Origin of the sequence: Streptomyces sp. Ru72 (genome assembly GCF_002920635.1) — a bacterium.
Classification (GTDB): domain Bacteria; phylum Actinomycetota; class Actinomycetes; order Streptomycetales; family Streptomycetaceae; genus Streptomyces.
Genome location: NZ_PQSR01000062.1, coordinates 1 through 14,856, shown reverse-complemented (window position 1 = coordinate 14,856; position 14,856 = coordinate 1). Strand labels below are relative to the sequence as shown.

The 14,856-nt window shown below is 72.8% G+C and carries 14 protein-coding genes and 2 pseudogenes; 9 read left to right on the top strand and 7 right to left on the bottom strand.

Annotated elements, in window-relative coordinates; genetic code table 11:
• Window positions 1–27 precede the first annotated feature (27 nt).
• A complete protein-coding gene (gene dhaL / locus C3488_RS25345) occupies window positions 28–627 on the top strand; it encodes a dihydroxyacetone kinase subunit DhaL (protein WP_103843135.1) in 600 nt (199 codons plus the stop codon).
• Window positions 620–1,036 carry a PTS-dependent dihydroxyacetone kinase phosphotransferase subunit DhaM gene (locus C3488_RS25340; protein WP_181139187.1) on the top strand — a complete coding sequence of 139 codons (417 nt, stop codon included), beginning with the start codon at window positions 620–622 and terminating at the stop codon, window positions 1,034–1,036. Before dhaL ends, C3488_RS25340 begins: the two co-directional genes overlap by 8 nt.
• Window positions 1,037–1,278: 242 nt before the next feature.
• Here the strand turns inward: C3488_RS25340 and C3488_RS25335 are convergent, their stop codons facing one another.
• From C3488_RS25335 to C3488_RS25325, 3 genes and pseudogenes are all read right to left on the bottom strand, one after another.
• A complete protein-coding gene (locus tag C3488_RS25335) occupies window positions 1,279–1,824 on the bottom strand; it encodes a PadR family transcriptional regulator (protein WP_103843133.1) in 546 nt (181 codons plus the stop codon).
• A 29-nt stretch (window positions 1,825–1,853) separates the two neighbouring features.
• A pseudogene (locus C3488_RS25330) lies at window positions 1,854–3,868 on the bottom strand (FAD-dependent oxidoreductase).
• 101 nt (window positions 3,869–3,969) lie between these two features.
• Window positions 3,970–4,392 carry a MarR family winged helix-turn-helix transcriptional regulator gene (locus tag C3488_RS25325; RefSeq protein WP_374955457.1) on the bottom strand — a complete coding sequence of 141 codons (423 nt, stop codon included), beginning with the start codon at window positions 4,390–4,392 and terminating at the stop codon, window positions 3,970–3,972.
• Window positions 4,393–4,501: 109 nt separating this feature from the next.
• Between C3488_RS25325 and C3488_RS25320 the strand changes: the two are divergent.
• A pseudogene (locus tag C3488_RS25320) lies at window positions 4,502–5,325 on the top strand (alpha/beta fold hydrolase).
• A 130-nt stretch (window positions 5,326–5,455) separates the two neighbouring features.
• Here the strand turns inward: C3488_RS25320 and C3488_RS25315 are convergent.
• Window positions 5,456–6,232 carry a putative protein N(5)-glutamine methyltransferase gene (locus tag C3488_RS25315; RefSeq protein WP_103843129.1) on the bottom strand — a complete coding sequence of 259 codons (777 nt, stop codon included), beginning with the start codon at window positions 6,230–6,232 and terminating at the stop codon, window positions 5,456–5,458.
• Window positions 6,233–6,575: 343 nt separating this feature from the next.
• Between C3488_RS25315 and C3488_RS25310 the strand changes: the two genes are divergently transcribed.
• The gene (locus tag C3488_RS25310) at window positions 6,576–6,995 is read left to right on the top strand and encodes a MarR family winged helix-turn-helix transcriptional regulator (protein WP_181139189.1); all 420 of its coding nucleotides are present in this window, start codon (window positions 6,576–6,578) and stop codon (window positions 6,993–6,995) included.
• A gap of 50 nt (window positions 6,996–7,045) precedes the next feature.
• Here C3488_RS25310 and C3488_RS25305 read toward each other — a convergent pair whose 3' ends face one another.
• Both C3488_RS25305 and C3488_RS25300 read right to left on the bottom strand, forming a co-directional pair.
• The gene (locus C3488_RS25305; protein WP_103843126.1) at window positions 7,046–7,756 is read right to left on the bottom strand and encodes a GNAT family N-acetyltransferase; all 711 of its coding nucleotides are present in this window, start codon (window positions 7,754–7,756) and stop codon (window positions 7,046–7,048) included.
• Window positions 7,753–8,679, bottom strand: a complete 927-nt coding sequence (locus tag C3488_RS25300; protein WP_103843124.1) for an NADP-dependent oxidoreductase — start codon at window positions 8,677–8,679, stop codon at window positions 7,753–7,755. The genes C3488_RS25305 and C3488_RS25300 overlap by 4 nt, the downstream gene beginning before the upstream one ends.
• A gap of 392 nt (window positions 8,680–9,071) precedes the next feature.
• On the opposite strand from C3488_RS25300, the gene C3488_RS25295 reads away from it, so the two are divergent.
• On the top strand, window positions 9,072–9,656 hold the full coding sequence (locus C3488_RS25295; protein ID WP_103843122.1) for a hypothetical protein: 585 nt from the start codon (window positions 9,072–9,074) through the stop codon (window positions 9,654–9,656).
• A gap of 94 nt (window positions 9,657–9,750) precedes the next feature.
• Window positions 9,751–10,716 (top strand): acetylxylan esterase, encoded by a 966-nt coding sequence (locus tag C3488_RS25290; RefSeq protein WP_103843120.1) that lies wholly within the window; start codon window positions 9,751–9,753, stop codon window positions 10,714–10,716.
• A gap of 37 nt (window positions 10,717–10,753) precedes the next feature.
• Here C3488_RS25290 and C3488_RS25285 read toward each other — a convergent pair whose 3' ends face one another.
• Window positions 10,754–11,479, bottom strand: coding sequence for a class I SAM-dependent methyltransferase (locus tag C3488_RS25285; protein ID WP_103843178.1), 726 nt, complete (start codon window positions 11,477–11,479; stop codon window positions 10,754–10,756).
• Window positions 11,480–11,780: 301 nt separating this feature from the next.
• Between C3488_RS25285 and C3488_RS25280 the strand changes: the two genes are divergently transcribed.
• The 3 genes from C3488_RS25280 to C3488_RS25270 form a co-directional block, all read left to right on the top strand.
• Window positions 11,781–12,443 (top strand): protein-L-isoaspartate(D-aspartate) O-methyltransferase, encoded by a 663-nt coding sequence (locus C3488_RS25280; RefSeq protein WP_103843118.1) that lies wholly within the window; start codon window positions 11,781–11,783, stop codon window positions 12,441–12,443.
• 296 nt (window positions 12,444–12,739) lie between these two features.
• Entirely contained in the window at window positions 12,740–13,876 is a 1,137-nt protein-coding gene (gene rho / locus C3488_RS25275) for a transcription termination factor Rho (protein ID WP_103843116.1), read from the top strand.
• Window positions 13,877–13,984: 108 nt separating this feature from the next.
• A partial coding sequence (locus C3488_RS25270; RefSeq protein WP_103843114.1) for a D-alanyl-D-alanine carboxypeptidase family protein occupies window positions 13,985–14,856 on the top strand: 872 nt, incomplete at its 3' end.

Genomic DNA, 14,856 nt, shown 5'->3' with positions numbered 1-14,856 from the left:
AACGTTCGTATCAGGCAAGGAGATGCAGTGCTCGACGCCGACTTCTTCCGCCGTTGGATGACGGCGGCCGCCGCGTCCGTCGACCGCGAGGCCGAGCGGCTGACCGCGCTCGACTCACCGATCGGCGACGCGGACCACGGCAGCAACCTGCAGCGCGGCTTCCGCGCTGTCACGGCCACGCTGGAGAAGGAGGCGCCGGACACCCCCGGTGCGATTCTCCAGCTCGCGGGCCGTCAGCTGATCTCGACGGTCGGCGGTGCCTCCGGCCCGCTGTACGGGACGCTGCTGCGCCGCACCGGCAAGGCTCTCGGGGACGCCACCGAGGTGACCGAGCAACAGCTGACGGACGCCGTGCGGGCGGGCGTGGACGCGGTGATGACGCTCGGCGGGGCCGCGCCCGGCGACAAGACCATGGTCGACTCCCTGGTGCCCGCGGTGGACGCGCTCGCCACCTCCTTCCGGGCGGCGGCGGCCGCCGCCGAGGAGGGTGCCGTGGCGACGACCCCGTTGCAGGCCCGCAAGGGCCGGGCGAGCTATCTGGGTGAGCGAAGCATCGGGCACCAGGATCCCGGCGCCACCTCCTCCGCCCTGCTGATCGCGGCGCTCGTGGAGGCCTCCGGTGAGTGACGTCACGGAGAAGATGGTCGGGATCGTGCTCGTCTCGCACAGCCCGGCGGTCGCCGAGTCGGTGGCGACACTGGCGAAGGCGCTGTCGGGAGGCGGGGCCACCGCGCCCGTCGCCGCGGCGGGCGGCACGGCGGACGGTGGGTTCGGAACCAGTTCCGAGCTGGTGTCCGCCGCGGCGGCCTCCGTCGACCGGGGGGCTGGGGTCGCGATCCTCATGGACCTGGGCAGCGCGGTCCTCACCGTGAAGGCGCTGCTCGCGGAGGGCGACGAGCTGCCGCCGAACACCCGGGCCGTCGACGCCCCGTTCGTCGAGGGCGCGGTCGCCGCGCTGGTCACAGCGTCGACGGGCGCCGATCTGGCGGCGGTGGAGGCGGCGGCCAGGGAGGCGTACTCCTACCGGAAGGAGTGACGGGACACCCGGTCGTCGGGATGGTGCGGCCGAGGGCGGGGGCGGAACGGCCCCGGCCCTCGGCCGCGTTCGCCGGCGCGGGATCAGCGACGACAGCGGACCGCGCCGTCGGCACGAACTGCCTTGTAAGGCAAGTGAGTTCACGCCGCGCAGGGCACCAGCATACGTAGCCCGCGCGCGCCCCGGCCAATGCCGCCCCGCCCGCGGGACCCGGTTGGGCTGTCCGGGTGCGGACGGATCCGCTAATCGGGTGCGGGCAGCTCCTGGAACTCCTCCAGGGCATGGGTGAGCCACTGGATCCAGAAGGTCTCCAGGTCGATGCCCGCCCGCAGCACGAGGTGCTGGAGGCGGTCCCGCGCCGCGTCACGTCCGGGCCCGAAGTCACGTTCCTCGATCTCCCGGTACTCGGCCAACTGACGCCGGTGCAGGTCGAGATGGCGGCGCAGGTCCGCCTCCATCCCCTCGGTGCCGACGACGGCGGCGGCGCGCAGGCGCAGCAGCAGCACGTCCCGGTGGGGCTTGGGGTCCTGGGAGGCGGCCGTCCAGCGGGCGAGTTCGGCACGGCCGGCCGGCAGGACCTCGTACGACTTCTTCTGCCCGCGGGCCGGTTGTTCGGCGGGCAGGGCGCGGATCAGGCCGTCGCTCTCGAGGCGTCCCAGCTCCCGGTAGATCTGCTGGTGGGTGGCCGACCAGAAGTAGCCGATCGACCGGTCGAACCGACGGGTCAGTTCGAGCCCCGACGACGGCTTCTCCAGCAGGGCGGTCAGGATCGCGTGCGGGAGGGACATGGCCTCATCCTAGGGACCGGCTCCGGCTCCTACAGTGCCGCGGCCAGCTCCGTGCCCTGCTTGATCGCACGCTTGGCATCCAGTTCGGCCGCCACGTCGGCACCGCCGATGAGGTGCGGGGTGCGGCCCGCGGCGAGAAGCTCCTCGTACAGGTCCCGGCGCGGCTCCTGCCCGGTGCACAGGACGATCGTGTCGACCTGAAGGACGCGGCTCTCCCCGTCCACGGTGATGTGCAGCCCGGCGTCGTCGATCCGGTCGTAGCCGACACCCGGCACCATGGTCACACCCCGGTGCTTCAGCTCGGTGCGGTGGATCCAGCCGGTGGTCTTGCCGAGCCCGGCGCCGACCTTGGAGGTCTTGCGCTGGAGGAGGTGGACGGTGCGCGGCGGGGTGGGGCGCTCGGGTGCGGCGAGGCCGCCCGGGGCGCGGTAGTCCATGTCGAGCCCCAGTGGCGGAAGTACGTTGCCGGGTCCTCGCTCGCCTTGTCGCCGCCGTCGGTGAGGTACTCGGCGACGTCGAACCCGATGCCGCCCGCGCCCAGGATCGCCACGCGGTCACCGACGGGCGCGCCGTCCCGCAGCACGTCGAGGTAGCCGAGGACGCGGGGGTGGTCGGCGCCGGGGATGTCGGGGGTGCGGGGGGTGACACCGGTCGCCACGACGATCTCGTCGTATCCGGACAGATCACCGGCGGCGACAGGGGTGTTCAACCGGACGTCCACGCCGCGCAGGTCCAGCTGGGTGCGGAAGTAGCGCAGGGTCTCGTCGAACTCCTGCTTGCCCGGCACCTTGCGGGCCACGTTGAGCTGGCCGCCGATCTCGCCCGCCGCCTCGTAGAGCGTGACGTCGTGGCCGCGCTCGGCGGCGGAGACGGCACAGGCCAGTCCGGCGGGGCCGGCGCCGACGACGGCGACGCGCTTGCGCAGCCGGGTCGGGGCGAGGACGAGTTCGGTCTCGTGGCAGGCACGCGGGTTGACCAGGCAGGAGGTGATCTGCCCGCTGAAGGTGTGGTCGAGGCAGGCCTGGTTGCAGCCGATGCAGGTGTTGATGGTCTCGGGCCGCCCGGCCGCGGCCTTGGCGACGAAGTCCGGGTCGGCGAGCATCGGGCGGGCCAGGGACACCATGTCGGCGTACCCCTCGGCGATCAACTGCTCGGCCAGCTCGGGCGTGTTGATGCGGTTGGTCGTCACCAGCGGCACCGAGACGGCTCCCATGACCTTCTTGGTCACCCAGGCGTACGCGCCGCGCGGCACGGAGGTGGCGATGGTGGGGATACGGGCCTCGTGCCAGCCGATGCCGGTGTTGATGATCGTGGCTCCGGCGGCCTCGACCGCCTTGGCGAGGGTGACGACCTCCTCCAGGGACGAGCCGCCGGGGACGAGGTCCAGCATGGAGAGCCGGTAGACGACGATGAAGTCCTCGCCGACCGACTCGCGGACGCGGCGCACGATCTCGACCGGGAACCGCATCCGGTTCTCGTAGGAGCCGCCCCAGCGGTCGGTGCGCCGGTTGGTGCCCGCAGCGATGAACTCGTTGATGAGGTAGCCCTCGGAGCCCATGATCTCGACGCCGTCGTACCCGGCCTGCCGGGCCAGGCGGGCGGCGCGCGCGTAGTCGTCGATGGTCTGCTCGACCTCGGCGTCGGTGAGGGCATGCGGGACGAACGGGCTGATGGGCGCCTGGAGGGCGCTCGGCGCGACGAGGTCGCGGTGGTAGGCGTAGCGGCCGAAGTGGAGGATCTGCATCGCGATCCGCCCGCCCTCGCGATGCACGGCGTCGGTGATGACGCGGTGCTGTTCGGCCTCCGCGTCGGTGGTGAGCTTGGCACCGCCCTCGTACGGGCGCCCGGCCTCGTTGGGGGCGATACCGCCGGTGACGATGAGCCCCACTCCCCCGCGCGCCCGCTCCGCGTAGAACGCGGCCATGCGCTCGAAGCCGCGCTCGGCCTCCTCCAGGCCCACGTGCATCGAGCCCATGAGCACGCGGTTGGGCAGCGTGGTGAAGCCCAGGTCGAGCGGGGTCAGCAGGTGCGGGTAGCGGCTCATGGGGCCCTCCGTGCGGCGTGTCGTGCGTCTGTTGTAGACGACGGCCACCAGTTTGTGCAACTAGTTGCATAAACCCGGAGAGGTCATAGTGACCGGCCGCCTCAGTCCACGTCCACGTCGTCGAAGAGGTCGAGCATCCCGGTCAGCACGCGCAGGCACGCCTGCAGATCGGCCTCGGTGAGGTGGCCGCGCACCTGCCGCAGCAGGGCGTATTCGCGGGCGGTGACGGCGTCGATCACCGCTTGCCCCTCGCCGGTGAGCCGGAACAGCGGGGAGCGCTTGCGGGCGGGGTTCGGGAGGCTCTCGACCAGCCCGCGCGCCGCCGCCTCGTTGACCATCCGCTGCACGAACTGCCTGCTGAGCGCCTGAGCGCGCCCCATCTGCGGGACGGTCATGGGCCCGTGGCCGCACAGCAGCGCCAGAACGGCGCGTACGCCGACGGAGACGCCCTCGATCGCCTCGGCCTGCTCCACCTTGCGCTGCACCCGCCGGTACAGCGGGCCCACCAGGGCGAAGACCTCCATGAGACGGGGGGCGAGGGCATCCGGGGCGAGTGGCGCGTTCTGTTCGGTCACACCGCCGATTATGACACCTAGGTTGTCAAACTCTCGAGAAGTTGACACCTTGGTTGTCATGACGGACACGGTGGAGACACTGAAGACCTTCGAGACCGACGACGGCCCGCTGGTGTACCGCGACGTGGGTGCGGGGGCGCCGCTGGTGCTGCTGACGGTGGCTTCCTCGACCACCGGATGTGGGAGGACCAGATCCCGGTGTTCGCGCGGACCCACCGGGTGATCGCCCCGGACGCGCGCGGCCACGGGGCGTCCTCGAACGCGACGCGGCCGTTCCGCCACACCGACGACCTCGCCGCGCTGCTGCGCCACCTCGGCACCGGCCCCGCGACCCTGGTCGGGCTGTCGATGGGCGGAGCGATCGCGGTGGACACCGCCCTGGAACACCCGGACCTCGTCGGCGCCCTCGTCGTCAGTGGCGTCGGCACGAGTGAGCCCGACTTCCGGGACCCGTGGACGCAGGCCGCCAACTCCGCGTACTGGCAGGCGCTCGGCACAGGCGACATCGACGCCTTCGTGGACGCGCTCGCACGGTTCACGTACGGACCGCAGCGCACGGCCGAGGACGTCGACGCGGAAGTCGACCGGCGGGTACGGGAGATGGCCCGGTCGACGATCGCCAAGCACACCCGCGACGAGCCGGACCACTGGGTCCGCCTCACCGACACCTGGGCCCGCGCGGCGAAGATCGAGGTACCCGTGCTGGCCGTCAACGGCGGTGTCGACTCACCCGACCACATCCGCATGGCCGAGCGGCTGGTACGCACCGTCGCCCACGGCCGGGCCACGCTCGTGGAAGGCACCGCGCACTACCCCAACATGGAACGGCCCGACGCCTTCAACGCGATCGTCCGGGAGTTCCTGGACTCGTTGGCCAACTAGCGCCCCAGCAGGCGACGCTCGCCCCGTCGCGACGCCCGGCCCGGCACTCCCCCAAGCTCTTCGAGCAGGGGGTGCCCCCAGAGCAGGCACCGGACGCCGCTCCTTGACGGGCGAACGTTGCCTGCCGGGTCTAGCGGCGGGTGCCGATCAGGACGTTCGCGTAGAACTCCGCCGAGACGGCGAGCCGGACGTCGAGGCCGCCCTGGGTGAACGCCTCGATCGCGGAGGGGACTTGGCGTTCGCTCGTCTCGACGAACAGACGGCCGCCGGGTGCCAGCCAGGCGGACGCCTCGGCGGTGACCCGGCGCAGCACCTCCAGGCCGTCGCGGCCCCCGTCCAGGGCGGTCAGGGGCTCGTGGTCGCGGGCCTCCGACGGCAGCAGCGCGACCTCGTCCGTGGGGACGTAGGGGACGTTGGCGGTCAGGACGTCGATACGGCCGCGCAGTTCGTCCGGGAGCGCGGCGAACAGGTCGCCCTCGTGGACCCGGCCGCCGTACGCGGCGACGTTGCGGCGGGCGCAGCGCACGGCGGCCGGGTCGATGTCGGCGGCGTGCAGTTCGGGCCGGTCGAGCCCGGCCGCCAGTGCCGCGCCGACCGCCCCCGAGCCACAGCACAGGTCCACGACGAGACGGGCGCCGCGAGAGACGGCGAGGGCCTGTTCGACAAGGAACTCCGTGCGTCGGCGGGGCACGAAGACGCCCGGCTCCATCGCGATGCGCAGGCCGTGGAACTCGGCCCAGCCCAGGACGTGTTCCAGGGGAAGCCCCAGGATGCGCCGGTCGACCATGCGCGCGGCCTCGTCGGGCGTGCGGGCGGTGGACAGGATCAACTCCGCCTCGTCCTCGGCGAAGACACAGCCGGCGGAACGCAGCGCGGAGACGAGGTGGGAACGTGACAGTGGTGGCATGGAGCCGAGAAAGCCTTCCGGTGGACCGAAGGGCGCGCTCGCGGTCAGCCGGCGGCGGTGGTCCGCGCCGTCCTGAGGTGGGAGAGCACCCGAGCCGACACAGCGGTAATGGGACTCACCTCCTCGGCCACACCGGCCGGGACGGTCCGCGGCCAGGACGAACACCCTAGCAGGAGGGACGTTCGCGCAAGCCCCCTTCGACCGCGGAGACGCCCCCGCGGAGACGACCGCGCCGGCTCAAGTTGTATTCTACAACTGAGCGACGAGGGAGGTCCCCGTGCAGACACAGCGCGCCATCGCCGCGTCCGCCGCGGACGCCGCCGTCGAGACCATTCAGCGCGAGATGACGGTGTTCGCCCGGCGCGCCCGGGCCTCGGCCGGCCGTATGCACCCGGAGCTGTCCCTGGTCTCGTACACGCTGCTCGGGCACCTGGAGGAGAGCGGCGGCTGCCGGGCGACCGACCTGGCCGCGCACTACGCCCTGGACAAGTCCACGGTGAGCCGGCAGGTGACCGCGCTGGAGCGGGCCGGGCTGATCGAGCGGCGGCAGGATCCGGACGACCACCGGGTCCAGGTGCTGCGGCTGACCCAGGCCGGCACGCGGATTCTCGCCCAGGTCACGGAGAGCCGCCGGGAGGCCTTCCGGGAGCGGCTCGCGGGCTGGCCGGAGCAGGACCTGGAACGCTTCGCGGCCTACCTGCTGCGCTACAACGCCGCGGCCGCCACCACACCCGTCGGGCCGCCCACCCCGGCAGCAGGCTGACGGCGAGCGACGGGAGAGGCCCGCCTGCGGCGAACCCCCGGGGCCCGCCGTCAGGTCCCCACCACCTGCTCGTCCCCCAGCCGCTCGGGAACCCGCGCCGACAGGAACCTCGTCGTCCGCCGCAGGCGGAAGCCCAGGGACTCGTAGAGGCGGATGGCGCCCGTGTTGCCCGCGCCGGTGTGCAGGAACGGGGTCTCGCCACGCTCGCGGATGCCGTGCGCGACCGCCAGGACCAGCCGGGTGGCCAGGCCCTGCCCGCGGAACGCCGGATCGGTGCACACGGCGCTGATCTCGGTCCAGCCCGGCGGGTGCAGCCGTTCGCCCGCCATGGCGACCAGCGCCCCGCCCCGGCGGATGCCCAGGTAGGTGCCCAGTTCGATGGTGCGCGGCAGGAACGGGCCGGGCCGCGTGCGCGCCACCAGGTCCAGCATCTCGGGCACGTCGGCCGCAGTGAGCCGTACGGCCTCCGGGTCGGGCGCGGCGGCGATCCCGTCGTCGACGAGCTGCACGCCGTCCAGGGCGAAGGTGATCTCCCAGCCGTCCGGGACCTCCCCGCGGAAGCCGGGGAGCGGGGCCTGCGCGCCAGGACCCGCCAGTGCCGCGAGGTCGGCCCAGTCGTCGGCGTCCGGATCGTCCGGCAGAGCGACCCACGGCGACACGTCGACGGGGTAGCGCAGGATGCGGCCGCGGCGCTCCGCGAAGTGGGCGTGCGGGCCGGTGAGGGAGGTGAGCGCCGGGTTGTCGAGCACGTTCTCACTCATGCCGCGACCTCGATCACGACCTTGCCGCGGGCGTGCCCGTCCTCCACCAGGCGCAGGGCCTCCCCGGCCTGTTCGAGCGGGAAGGTCCGTGTGACATACGGGTTCAGGTCGCCGGCCACGACCAGCCGTGCCACCTCTCCGAGCACTGCCGCGGTACGGGCTCGCTCCACCCGTGCACCGCCCAGCCGCTCGACGTCCTCCGGGACCGCCCCCGCCGTGATCAGCTTGGAGCGGTCGGTCAGCAGGGTCGCCGTCTCCTCCAGCACGTCGCCGCCGACGAGGTCGTAGACGCCGTCGACGCCGTCCGGTGCGGCCGCCCGCACCCGCGCGGCGAGATCCGTGCCCGAGGGGACGTGGACGGCGCCGAGCTGCTCGACGAAGTCCTTCTTGCCCTCGCTCGCCGTGCCGACGACGCGCAGGCCGAAGGCGCGGGCGATCTGCACGGCCGCGACGCCGACTCCCCCGCCGGCGCCGGTGACCAGCAGGGTCGCACCGGCGGGCAGGCCGAGCTGCCGGATGCCGTCGTAGGCGGTGGCCGCGGCGACCGGCAGGACCGCTGCGTCCGTGAGGGACAGGCCGCTCGGCACATGCGCGGTCACCGTCGCGGGCAGCAGCGCATGTTCGACGTATCCGCCGGCCACGGTGTTGCCGAACACCGCGTCCCCGACGGCGAAACCGGTCACGCCCTCGCCGATCTCCTCGACGACGCCGGCGGCCTCGCTGCCGAACACCACCGGGAACTCGGGCGTGCCGCTGTCGCCGGGGCGCCGGAAGCCCGAGCGCAGCTTCCAGTCGACGGGGTTGACGCCCGCCGCCCGCACCGCGACGAGGAGCTGTCCGGGGCCGGGGCTGGGCCGGTCCGCGTCGATGAACGTCTCCGTCTCGGGGCCGCCGTAGCGGGTGTATGCGTACGCCTTGGGCATGTCCTGCCTCACTCTCCTTCGCTGTCGCCGGACCACCCGTCGCAGGAGCCACCGGTCCCGGCCACTACAGCGCAAGGAAGATCACCGGGCGGCTATTCCCGGGCGCCGGGAGAGTTCATACGCCTGCAACGACCGGCCCCGGAGAGCGTCCCGGCGCACCGGGAGCGGGGTGTCGCCGCGGTGGCGGCCAAGGTTTCGTGGCCACAGGTCCGGGAACTTCGCCCGAGAGGGAGAATGGGCATAAAAGCCGCTTCACACGCCGCTTCGTGTCGGACACGTTCCGCCGGGGACGGTCCGCCCCCGGCCACGGAAGGTACCCCGGGCCCTGCGCTAAGTGGCGACGCCCGCCGCGCACCGACCCGTCGGCGGGGCACGGCGGCAAGGAGGTCGAGATGCGAACCCGGGTGCGCGGCTGGCGCTGGAAGCGCAATCCGCTGCGCCGCCGTTGCGATGTCGTCGAGGCGTGGACGGCGCTGATCGTCGCCGTGCTGCTGTGTGTCGGGGCGCCGCTCGTCGGCACGGCCGTGGGCTGGCGGGCGTACCAGCAGGGGCACGCCACGCAGGTGGCCCAGCGCGCCGAACGTCACCAGGTGACCGCGGTGCTCGCCGAGGACGCGCCGGCCGCCGCGCCCGCGACCCAGGGCGGGAAGCAGCCCCTGTTCCCGGCGAAGGTGCGCTGGAGCGAGCCGGGCAAGGGCACGCTGGCCACGATCGCCGAGGTCCCGGCGGGTTCGCGCAGCGGCGACCGGGTGCCGGTGTGGCTGGACTCCCAGGATCGCGGGGTCGCCCCGCCACCGAGTGACGGCGCGGTGTGGCAGCACGCCCTGACGGCCGGTGTGTGGGCCGCGGGCGGCATGGCCGGGACGGTACTCCTGGCTCGCGCCGTGACCAGGCGGGTCGCCGAGCGGCACCGCATGGCGGAGTGGGAGGCCGAGTGGGCCCGCACCGGGCCCGAGTGGGGGCGGCGGACGGCCTGACCGCGCTCACAGGGAGGCCGATGAGGGTCTGGCGGGTCTGTGACGGCCACCGTACGGTGTGATCATCCGCACCCGACGTCAAAGGTGGTTTTTCATGGCCCTGTTCGACCTGCCGCTGGACGAACTCCGCAAGTACCGAAGTGCGTCCGCCGAGCCCGCGGACTTCGACGCGTTCTGGACGAAGACGCTCCAGGAGGCCCGCGAGCACGACCTGGGCGCCCGTTTCGAGCCCGTCGAGACGGGGCTGAGGACGGTTCAGGTCTACGACGTGACGTTCGCCGGGTTCGGCGGCCACCCGGTGAAGGGGTGGCTGACCGTGCCGGTCTCCGTCGAGGGTCCGCTGCCGACGGTCGTGGAGTTCGTCGGCTACGGCGGCGGGCGTGCCCTTCCGCACGAGCATCTGCTGTGGGCGTCGGCGGGTTTCGCGCACTTCGTGATGGACACGAGGGGGCAGGGCAGCGGGTGGGGCGGCGGTGAGACGCCGGACCCGGTGGGCAGCGCACCGTCCTTCCCCGGGTTCATGACGCGCGGGATCGAGGACCCTGAAAGCTACTACTACCGGCGGGTGTTCACGGATGCCGTGCGCGCCGTGGAGGCGGCCCGTGCGCATCCGCTGACCGACGCCTCCCGTACCGCGGCCGTCGGCGGCAGCCAGGGCGGCGGTATCACGATCGCGGTCGGCGGTCTCGTCCCGGACCTGGTGGCCGTCGCGCCGGACGTGCCGTTCCTGTGCGACTTCCCGCGCGCGACGACGATCACGGACCGCCACCCGTACCGGGAGATCGGCAGCTACCTCAAGACGCACCGCGGCCGTACCGAGCAGGTGATGCGGACGCTGTCGTACTTCGACGGCGTGCACTTCGCCGCGCGCGGCCGGGCGCCCGCGCTGTTCTCGGCGGCGCTGGAGGACCAGACGTGTCCGCCGTCGACGGTGTTCGCCGCGTTCAACGCGTGGGCGCACGAGGAGAAGACGATCGAGGTGTACGACTTCAACGACCACGAGGGCGGGGGCGCCCACCAGCAGGGGGTCAAGCTGCGCTGGCTGCCGTCGCGTTTCTGACGCCGGGAAGATCCGGCCGAGGCCGGCGCGGGCCCGGTCAGGTCCGGGTGGCCACGATCAGCCGGCAGCGCGGGCTGCCGTCGGGCCGGTGGCCGAAGTCCGTCAGCGCCCGGTGCTCCACGGTGAATCCGGCGCGGGTCAGCTCGCGCCGGACGTCACCGAAGCGGAACGTCCGGTAGTACATGACGAACGAGGGCCGCCACAGGGCGTTGCGCACCCGCATCGCGGTGTCGAAGCCGAGCAGCGCCCAGTACCAGGGCGAGGCGGGGGACGGCGGGGCGCCGATGGGGAACACGAACCGTCCGCCGGGCCGCAGGACGGAGTGCACCTCGGCGAACAGACCGGGCAGCTCGCGCGGCAGGAAGTGGCCGAACGCGCCGAAGCTCACCGCCAGGTCGAAGACGGGTCCGAACGGCAGGGCGCGGGCGTCACCGCGCACCCACGCGACGTGCGGCGGTCCGTCGGACCGTACCCGTGCGCGTGCGACGGACAGCATGCCCGCGCTGAAGTCGACGCCGGTGACGCTCTCGCGGCAGACCGTGCGCAGCACGTCCGTCCCCGCGCCCGTACCGCAGCACAGGTCGAGCCCGTGCGCGAAGGACCCCATACCCTTCAGCTCCCCTTCGACGGCGTCCAGGACGGCGTCCGGAGTCCGGAAGGGCGTGTGGTCGAACTTGGGCGCGAGCAGGTCGTAGCCGCGCTCGACCGACGACAGCGCCTGGACGGTCAGCTCGCGGAGGGTGGGACCGTGCGGTGAGAACATCGGCATCAGCTTAAGACAGCACCGACCCCGGGAAGGGATCGTCCCCCACCGCTCGCATCGGGCGGCTTCCCGGGAGGTGCCATACATCGGACACCCGTCCGAGGCGGCCGCTTTCCGGTGGTCGTCAACCCGCGCAGCGGCGAGGCGAGTCACGGGTTCTCCGCCACCGATCGGGCGCCGGCGGTATCCGGGGTGGAGTCGACAGTGCCCGGCGGGCGGTGGACTCTCGCTTCCTCGAGAAGCGGCGCCATCGGGGCTCGTAGCGCAGGTATACGCTGGCAGTGAGGGTGGTGAGCCCCCCGTGCACTCCGTACCCAGCAGCCCCGAAGATCTCGTACGGGCCCTGAGAGCCGCCGGGATCAGGGACGAGCGGCTGCTGGAGGCCGTGCGGACGACGCCCCGGGCCCGGTTCGTCCCCGCCGCCCAGGCGGCCGCCGCCTATCGGGACGCACCCGTTCCGATCGGGCAGGGGCAGGTCACCACGCAGCCGTCACTGTCCGCCGCGATGATCGAGAGCCTTGAGCTGAGCGGGAGCGAGCACGTCCTCGAGGTCGGTACGGGTCTCGGCTTCCAGACCGCGCTGCTCGCCCGGCTGGCCGGCGACGTGGTCAGCGTGGAGATGCGACCGGACATCGCCCGGCAGGCGCGCGGCAATCTGACCGGACAGGGCGTGCGGAACGTGGAGTTGCGGGTCGGTGACGGCAGCGGCGGTGTGCCCGACCGCGCCCCGTACGACGCGGTGATCGTCTCGGCCGCGTTCCCGGACGTGCCCGAGCCGCTGGTCGCGCAGCTACGGCCGTCCGGCCGTCTTGTGCAGCCGGTCGGGCCGGGCGGGCACGAGCAGGTGGTGTGCTTCGTGCGCACCGCGTCCGGGCTGCGGCAGTGGCGGATCGTGACCGCGGCCTGCTTCGTCCGGCTCCTCGGGCGGTACGGCTTTCCGCAGGACGACACGGACGTCACCTGAGCGGGGAACAGACCGCGTCCCGTCCGTGTTCTCCCCGACAGAACCGCCGAGTGCTACAGTGCGGTGAGCATTCGTGTACGCCCCGTCCGGGGCGCCGGTGCCTGTTTCTCCCCGTTCGCCGTTCCGCCCGTCGTTGCCGACCGGCGCACCGGCTTTCCGACACCACCTCGTCAGGCAGTGCGTTGTACGCCGTACCCGAGGTGCCGTTCCTCGCCGTCGCGGGGCGTGACCCTGCCGCCTCCCGGCTCTCTCCTTCCCTCCTTCCCTCCTTCCCTCCCTTTCCTGAAAGGCCTTCCATGACCACCACACTCGAACACCCCCCGATCCAGCAGGAGCGGACGCCTCGGACCGTCACCGGAGTCCTCGACATCGAGGCCGGAGGGAAGGGGCATCTGCGTGCCGAAAGCTGCCTCGCCTCGCCCACCGACCTTCCCGTGTCACCCGCCCTGATCCGCCGTCATGGGCTGCGCAGGGGCGACGCTCTCGCCGGCACCCGTGCCGGGCGCTCCCTCACCGAGGTCGCGCTGGTCAACGGCCGGCTCCCCGAGGAACTACAAGGCCGTCCGCACTTCCGCGACCTCACCCCGTTGCACCCGCGTGAGCGGCTGCGGCTCGAACACCCGGCGTCGGGCCTGGGCGGACGCGTGATGGACCTTCTCTCACCCGTCGGCAAGGGCCAGCGCGGGCTGATCGTCGCCCCGCCCAAGACCGGCAAGACCGTGCTGCTCCAGCAGATCGCCGCGGCCGTCGCAGGGAACCACCCCGAGTGCCACCTGATGGTCGTGCTGCTCGACGAGCGGCCCGAGGAAGTCACCGACATGCGGCGCTCGGTGCGGGGTGATGTGTACGCCTCCACGTTCGACCGCACGCCGAAGCAGCACATCGCGCTCGCCGAAACCGTCGTCGAGCGCGCCAAGCGACTGGTCGAGCAGGGCCGGGACGTCGTCGTCCTGCTGGACTCTCTGACCCGGCTGTGCCGGGCCCACAACAACGCGGCCGCCTCCGGTGGCCGCACCCTCAGCGGCGGCGTCGACGCATCCGCCCTGCACGGCCCGAAGCGCTTCTTCGGCGCCGCCCGTCTGGCCGAGGAGGGCGGCTCGCTCACGATCCTGGCCACCGCCCTGGTCGAGACCGGCTCCCGGGCCGACGAGTTCTTCTTCGAGGAGCTGAAGAGCACCGGCAACATGGAGCTGCGCCTCGATCGCGCCCTGGCCGCCCGCCGTATCCACCCGGCCGTCGACATCGCCGCGTCCGGTACCCGCCGAGAGGAACTCCTGCTGGCTCCGGGCGAGTTGGCAACCGTACGAGGGCTGCGCCGCGCGCTGCAGTCCCAGGGGCAGCCCGCCGTCGAGACCCTGCTGGAGCGGTTGCGGGCGACGCCCGACAACGCGGCGTTCCTGCGTCAGGTCCAGCCCACGCTGCCGTCCGGCTGATCCGGCCGGCCGAACACGTCCCGGCGTCAGGCATCCGGGTGCACGATGCCCCCACTCGGCTCACGCCGACCGGGCGGAGGCCCGCTCACCGTTCCTACGGTGAACGGTATGACCATCGGATTCTCCACTCGCGCCCTCCTCTCCTGCTGCGCACTCGGCGCGGTCGGCATGTCGGCCCTCACGCCGCTGCCCGCCGCCGCTCTGACGGGCACCGGCTCGGGCGCTCCCGGGCCCGCCGCGTCGTATTCGCCGCTCCTGTACGGGCCCGGCACTCAGGTGCGGCCGCGCGCGGGAGCCCCCGAGGTCCCCTCTGTCTCGGCGCTGTCGTGGCTGGTTGCCGACGCCGACACCGGTGACGTGCTCGCCGCGCACGACGCGCACCGTCCGCTGCCGCCCGCGAGCACACTCAAGACCCTGTTCGCGCTCACCGTGCTGCCGGCGCTGCCCGCCGGCACCCGGCACACCGTCACCGAGCGGGAGCTGGCGGACATCGGGCCGGGCAGCAGCCTCGTCGGGGTCAGAGAGGGGCTCACCTACCGGGTGAGCGATCTGTGGAAGGGGGTCTTCCTGCACTCCGGCAACGACGCGGTGCATGTGCTGGCCGCGCTCAACGGCGGCGTGCAGACCACGGTCCGCCGGATGCAGGCCAAGGCGCGGCAACTGGGCGCCTACGACACCCAGGTCGTGTCGCCGGACGGCTACGACGCCCCCGGGCAGGTGTCGTCGGCTTACGACCTCGCGGTGTTCGGGAGGGCAGGGCTGCGCAATCCCGACTTCGCCCGGTACTGCTCCCTGGCGGAGTCGACGTTCCCCGGCGACGGCGGGTCGTACGGGATCCGCAACACCAACCGGTTGCTGACCGGCGCCGACGGTGTCGAGCGTTACCCGGGGCTGATCGGCATCAAGAACGGCTACACCAGCCACGCGGGCAACACCCTCGTGGCCGCGGCCCGCCACGGCGGGCGCACCCTCGTGGTGAC

Excerpts from the sequence above, each read along its gene's own strand:
- C3488_RS25335 (WP_103843133.1), bottom strand. The coding sequence starts at position 1,824 with ATGTCCCTCCCGCACGCGATCCTGACCGCCCTGCTGGAGAAGCCGTCG.
- C3488_RS25325 (WP_374955457.1), bottom strand. The coding sequence starts at position 4,392 with ATGGAGGTCTTCGCCCTGGTGGGCCCGCTGTACCGGCGGGTGCAGCGC.
- C3488_RS25315 (WP_103843129.1), bottom strand. The coding sequence starts at position 6,232 with ATGCCACCACTGTCACGTTCCCACCTCGTCTCCGCGCTGCGTTCCGCC.
- C3488_RS25310 (WP_181139189.1), top strand. The coding sequence starts at position 6,576 with ATGACGGTGTTCGCCCGGCGCGCCCGGGCCTCGGCCGGCCGTATGCAC.
- C3488_RS25305 (WP_103843126.1), bottom strand. The coding sequence starts at position 7,756 with ATGAGTGAGAACGTGCTCGACAACCCGGCGCTCACCTCCCTCACCGGC.
- C3488_RS25300 (WP_103843124.1), bottom strand. The coding sequence starts at position 8,679 with ATGCCCAAGGCGTACGCATACACCCGCTACGGCGGCCCCGAGACGGAG.
- C3488_RS25295 (WP_103843122.1), top strand. The coding sequence starts at position 9,072 with ATGCGAACCCGGGTGCGCGGCTGGCGCTGGAAGCGCAATCCGCTGCGC.
- C3488_RS25290 (WP_103843120.1), top strand. The coding sequence starts at position 9,751 with ATGGCCCTGTTCGACCTGCCGCTGGACGAACTCCGCAAGTACCGAAGT.
- C3488_RS25285 (WP_103843178.1), bottom strand. The coding sequence starts at position 11,479 with ATGTTCTCACCGCACGGTCCCACCCTCCGCGAGCTGACCGTCCAGGCG.
- rho (WP_103843116.1), top strand. The coding sequence starts at position 12,740 with ATGACCACCACACTCGAACACCCCCCGATCCAGCAGGAGCGGACGCCT.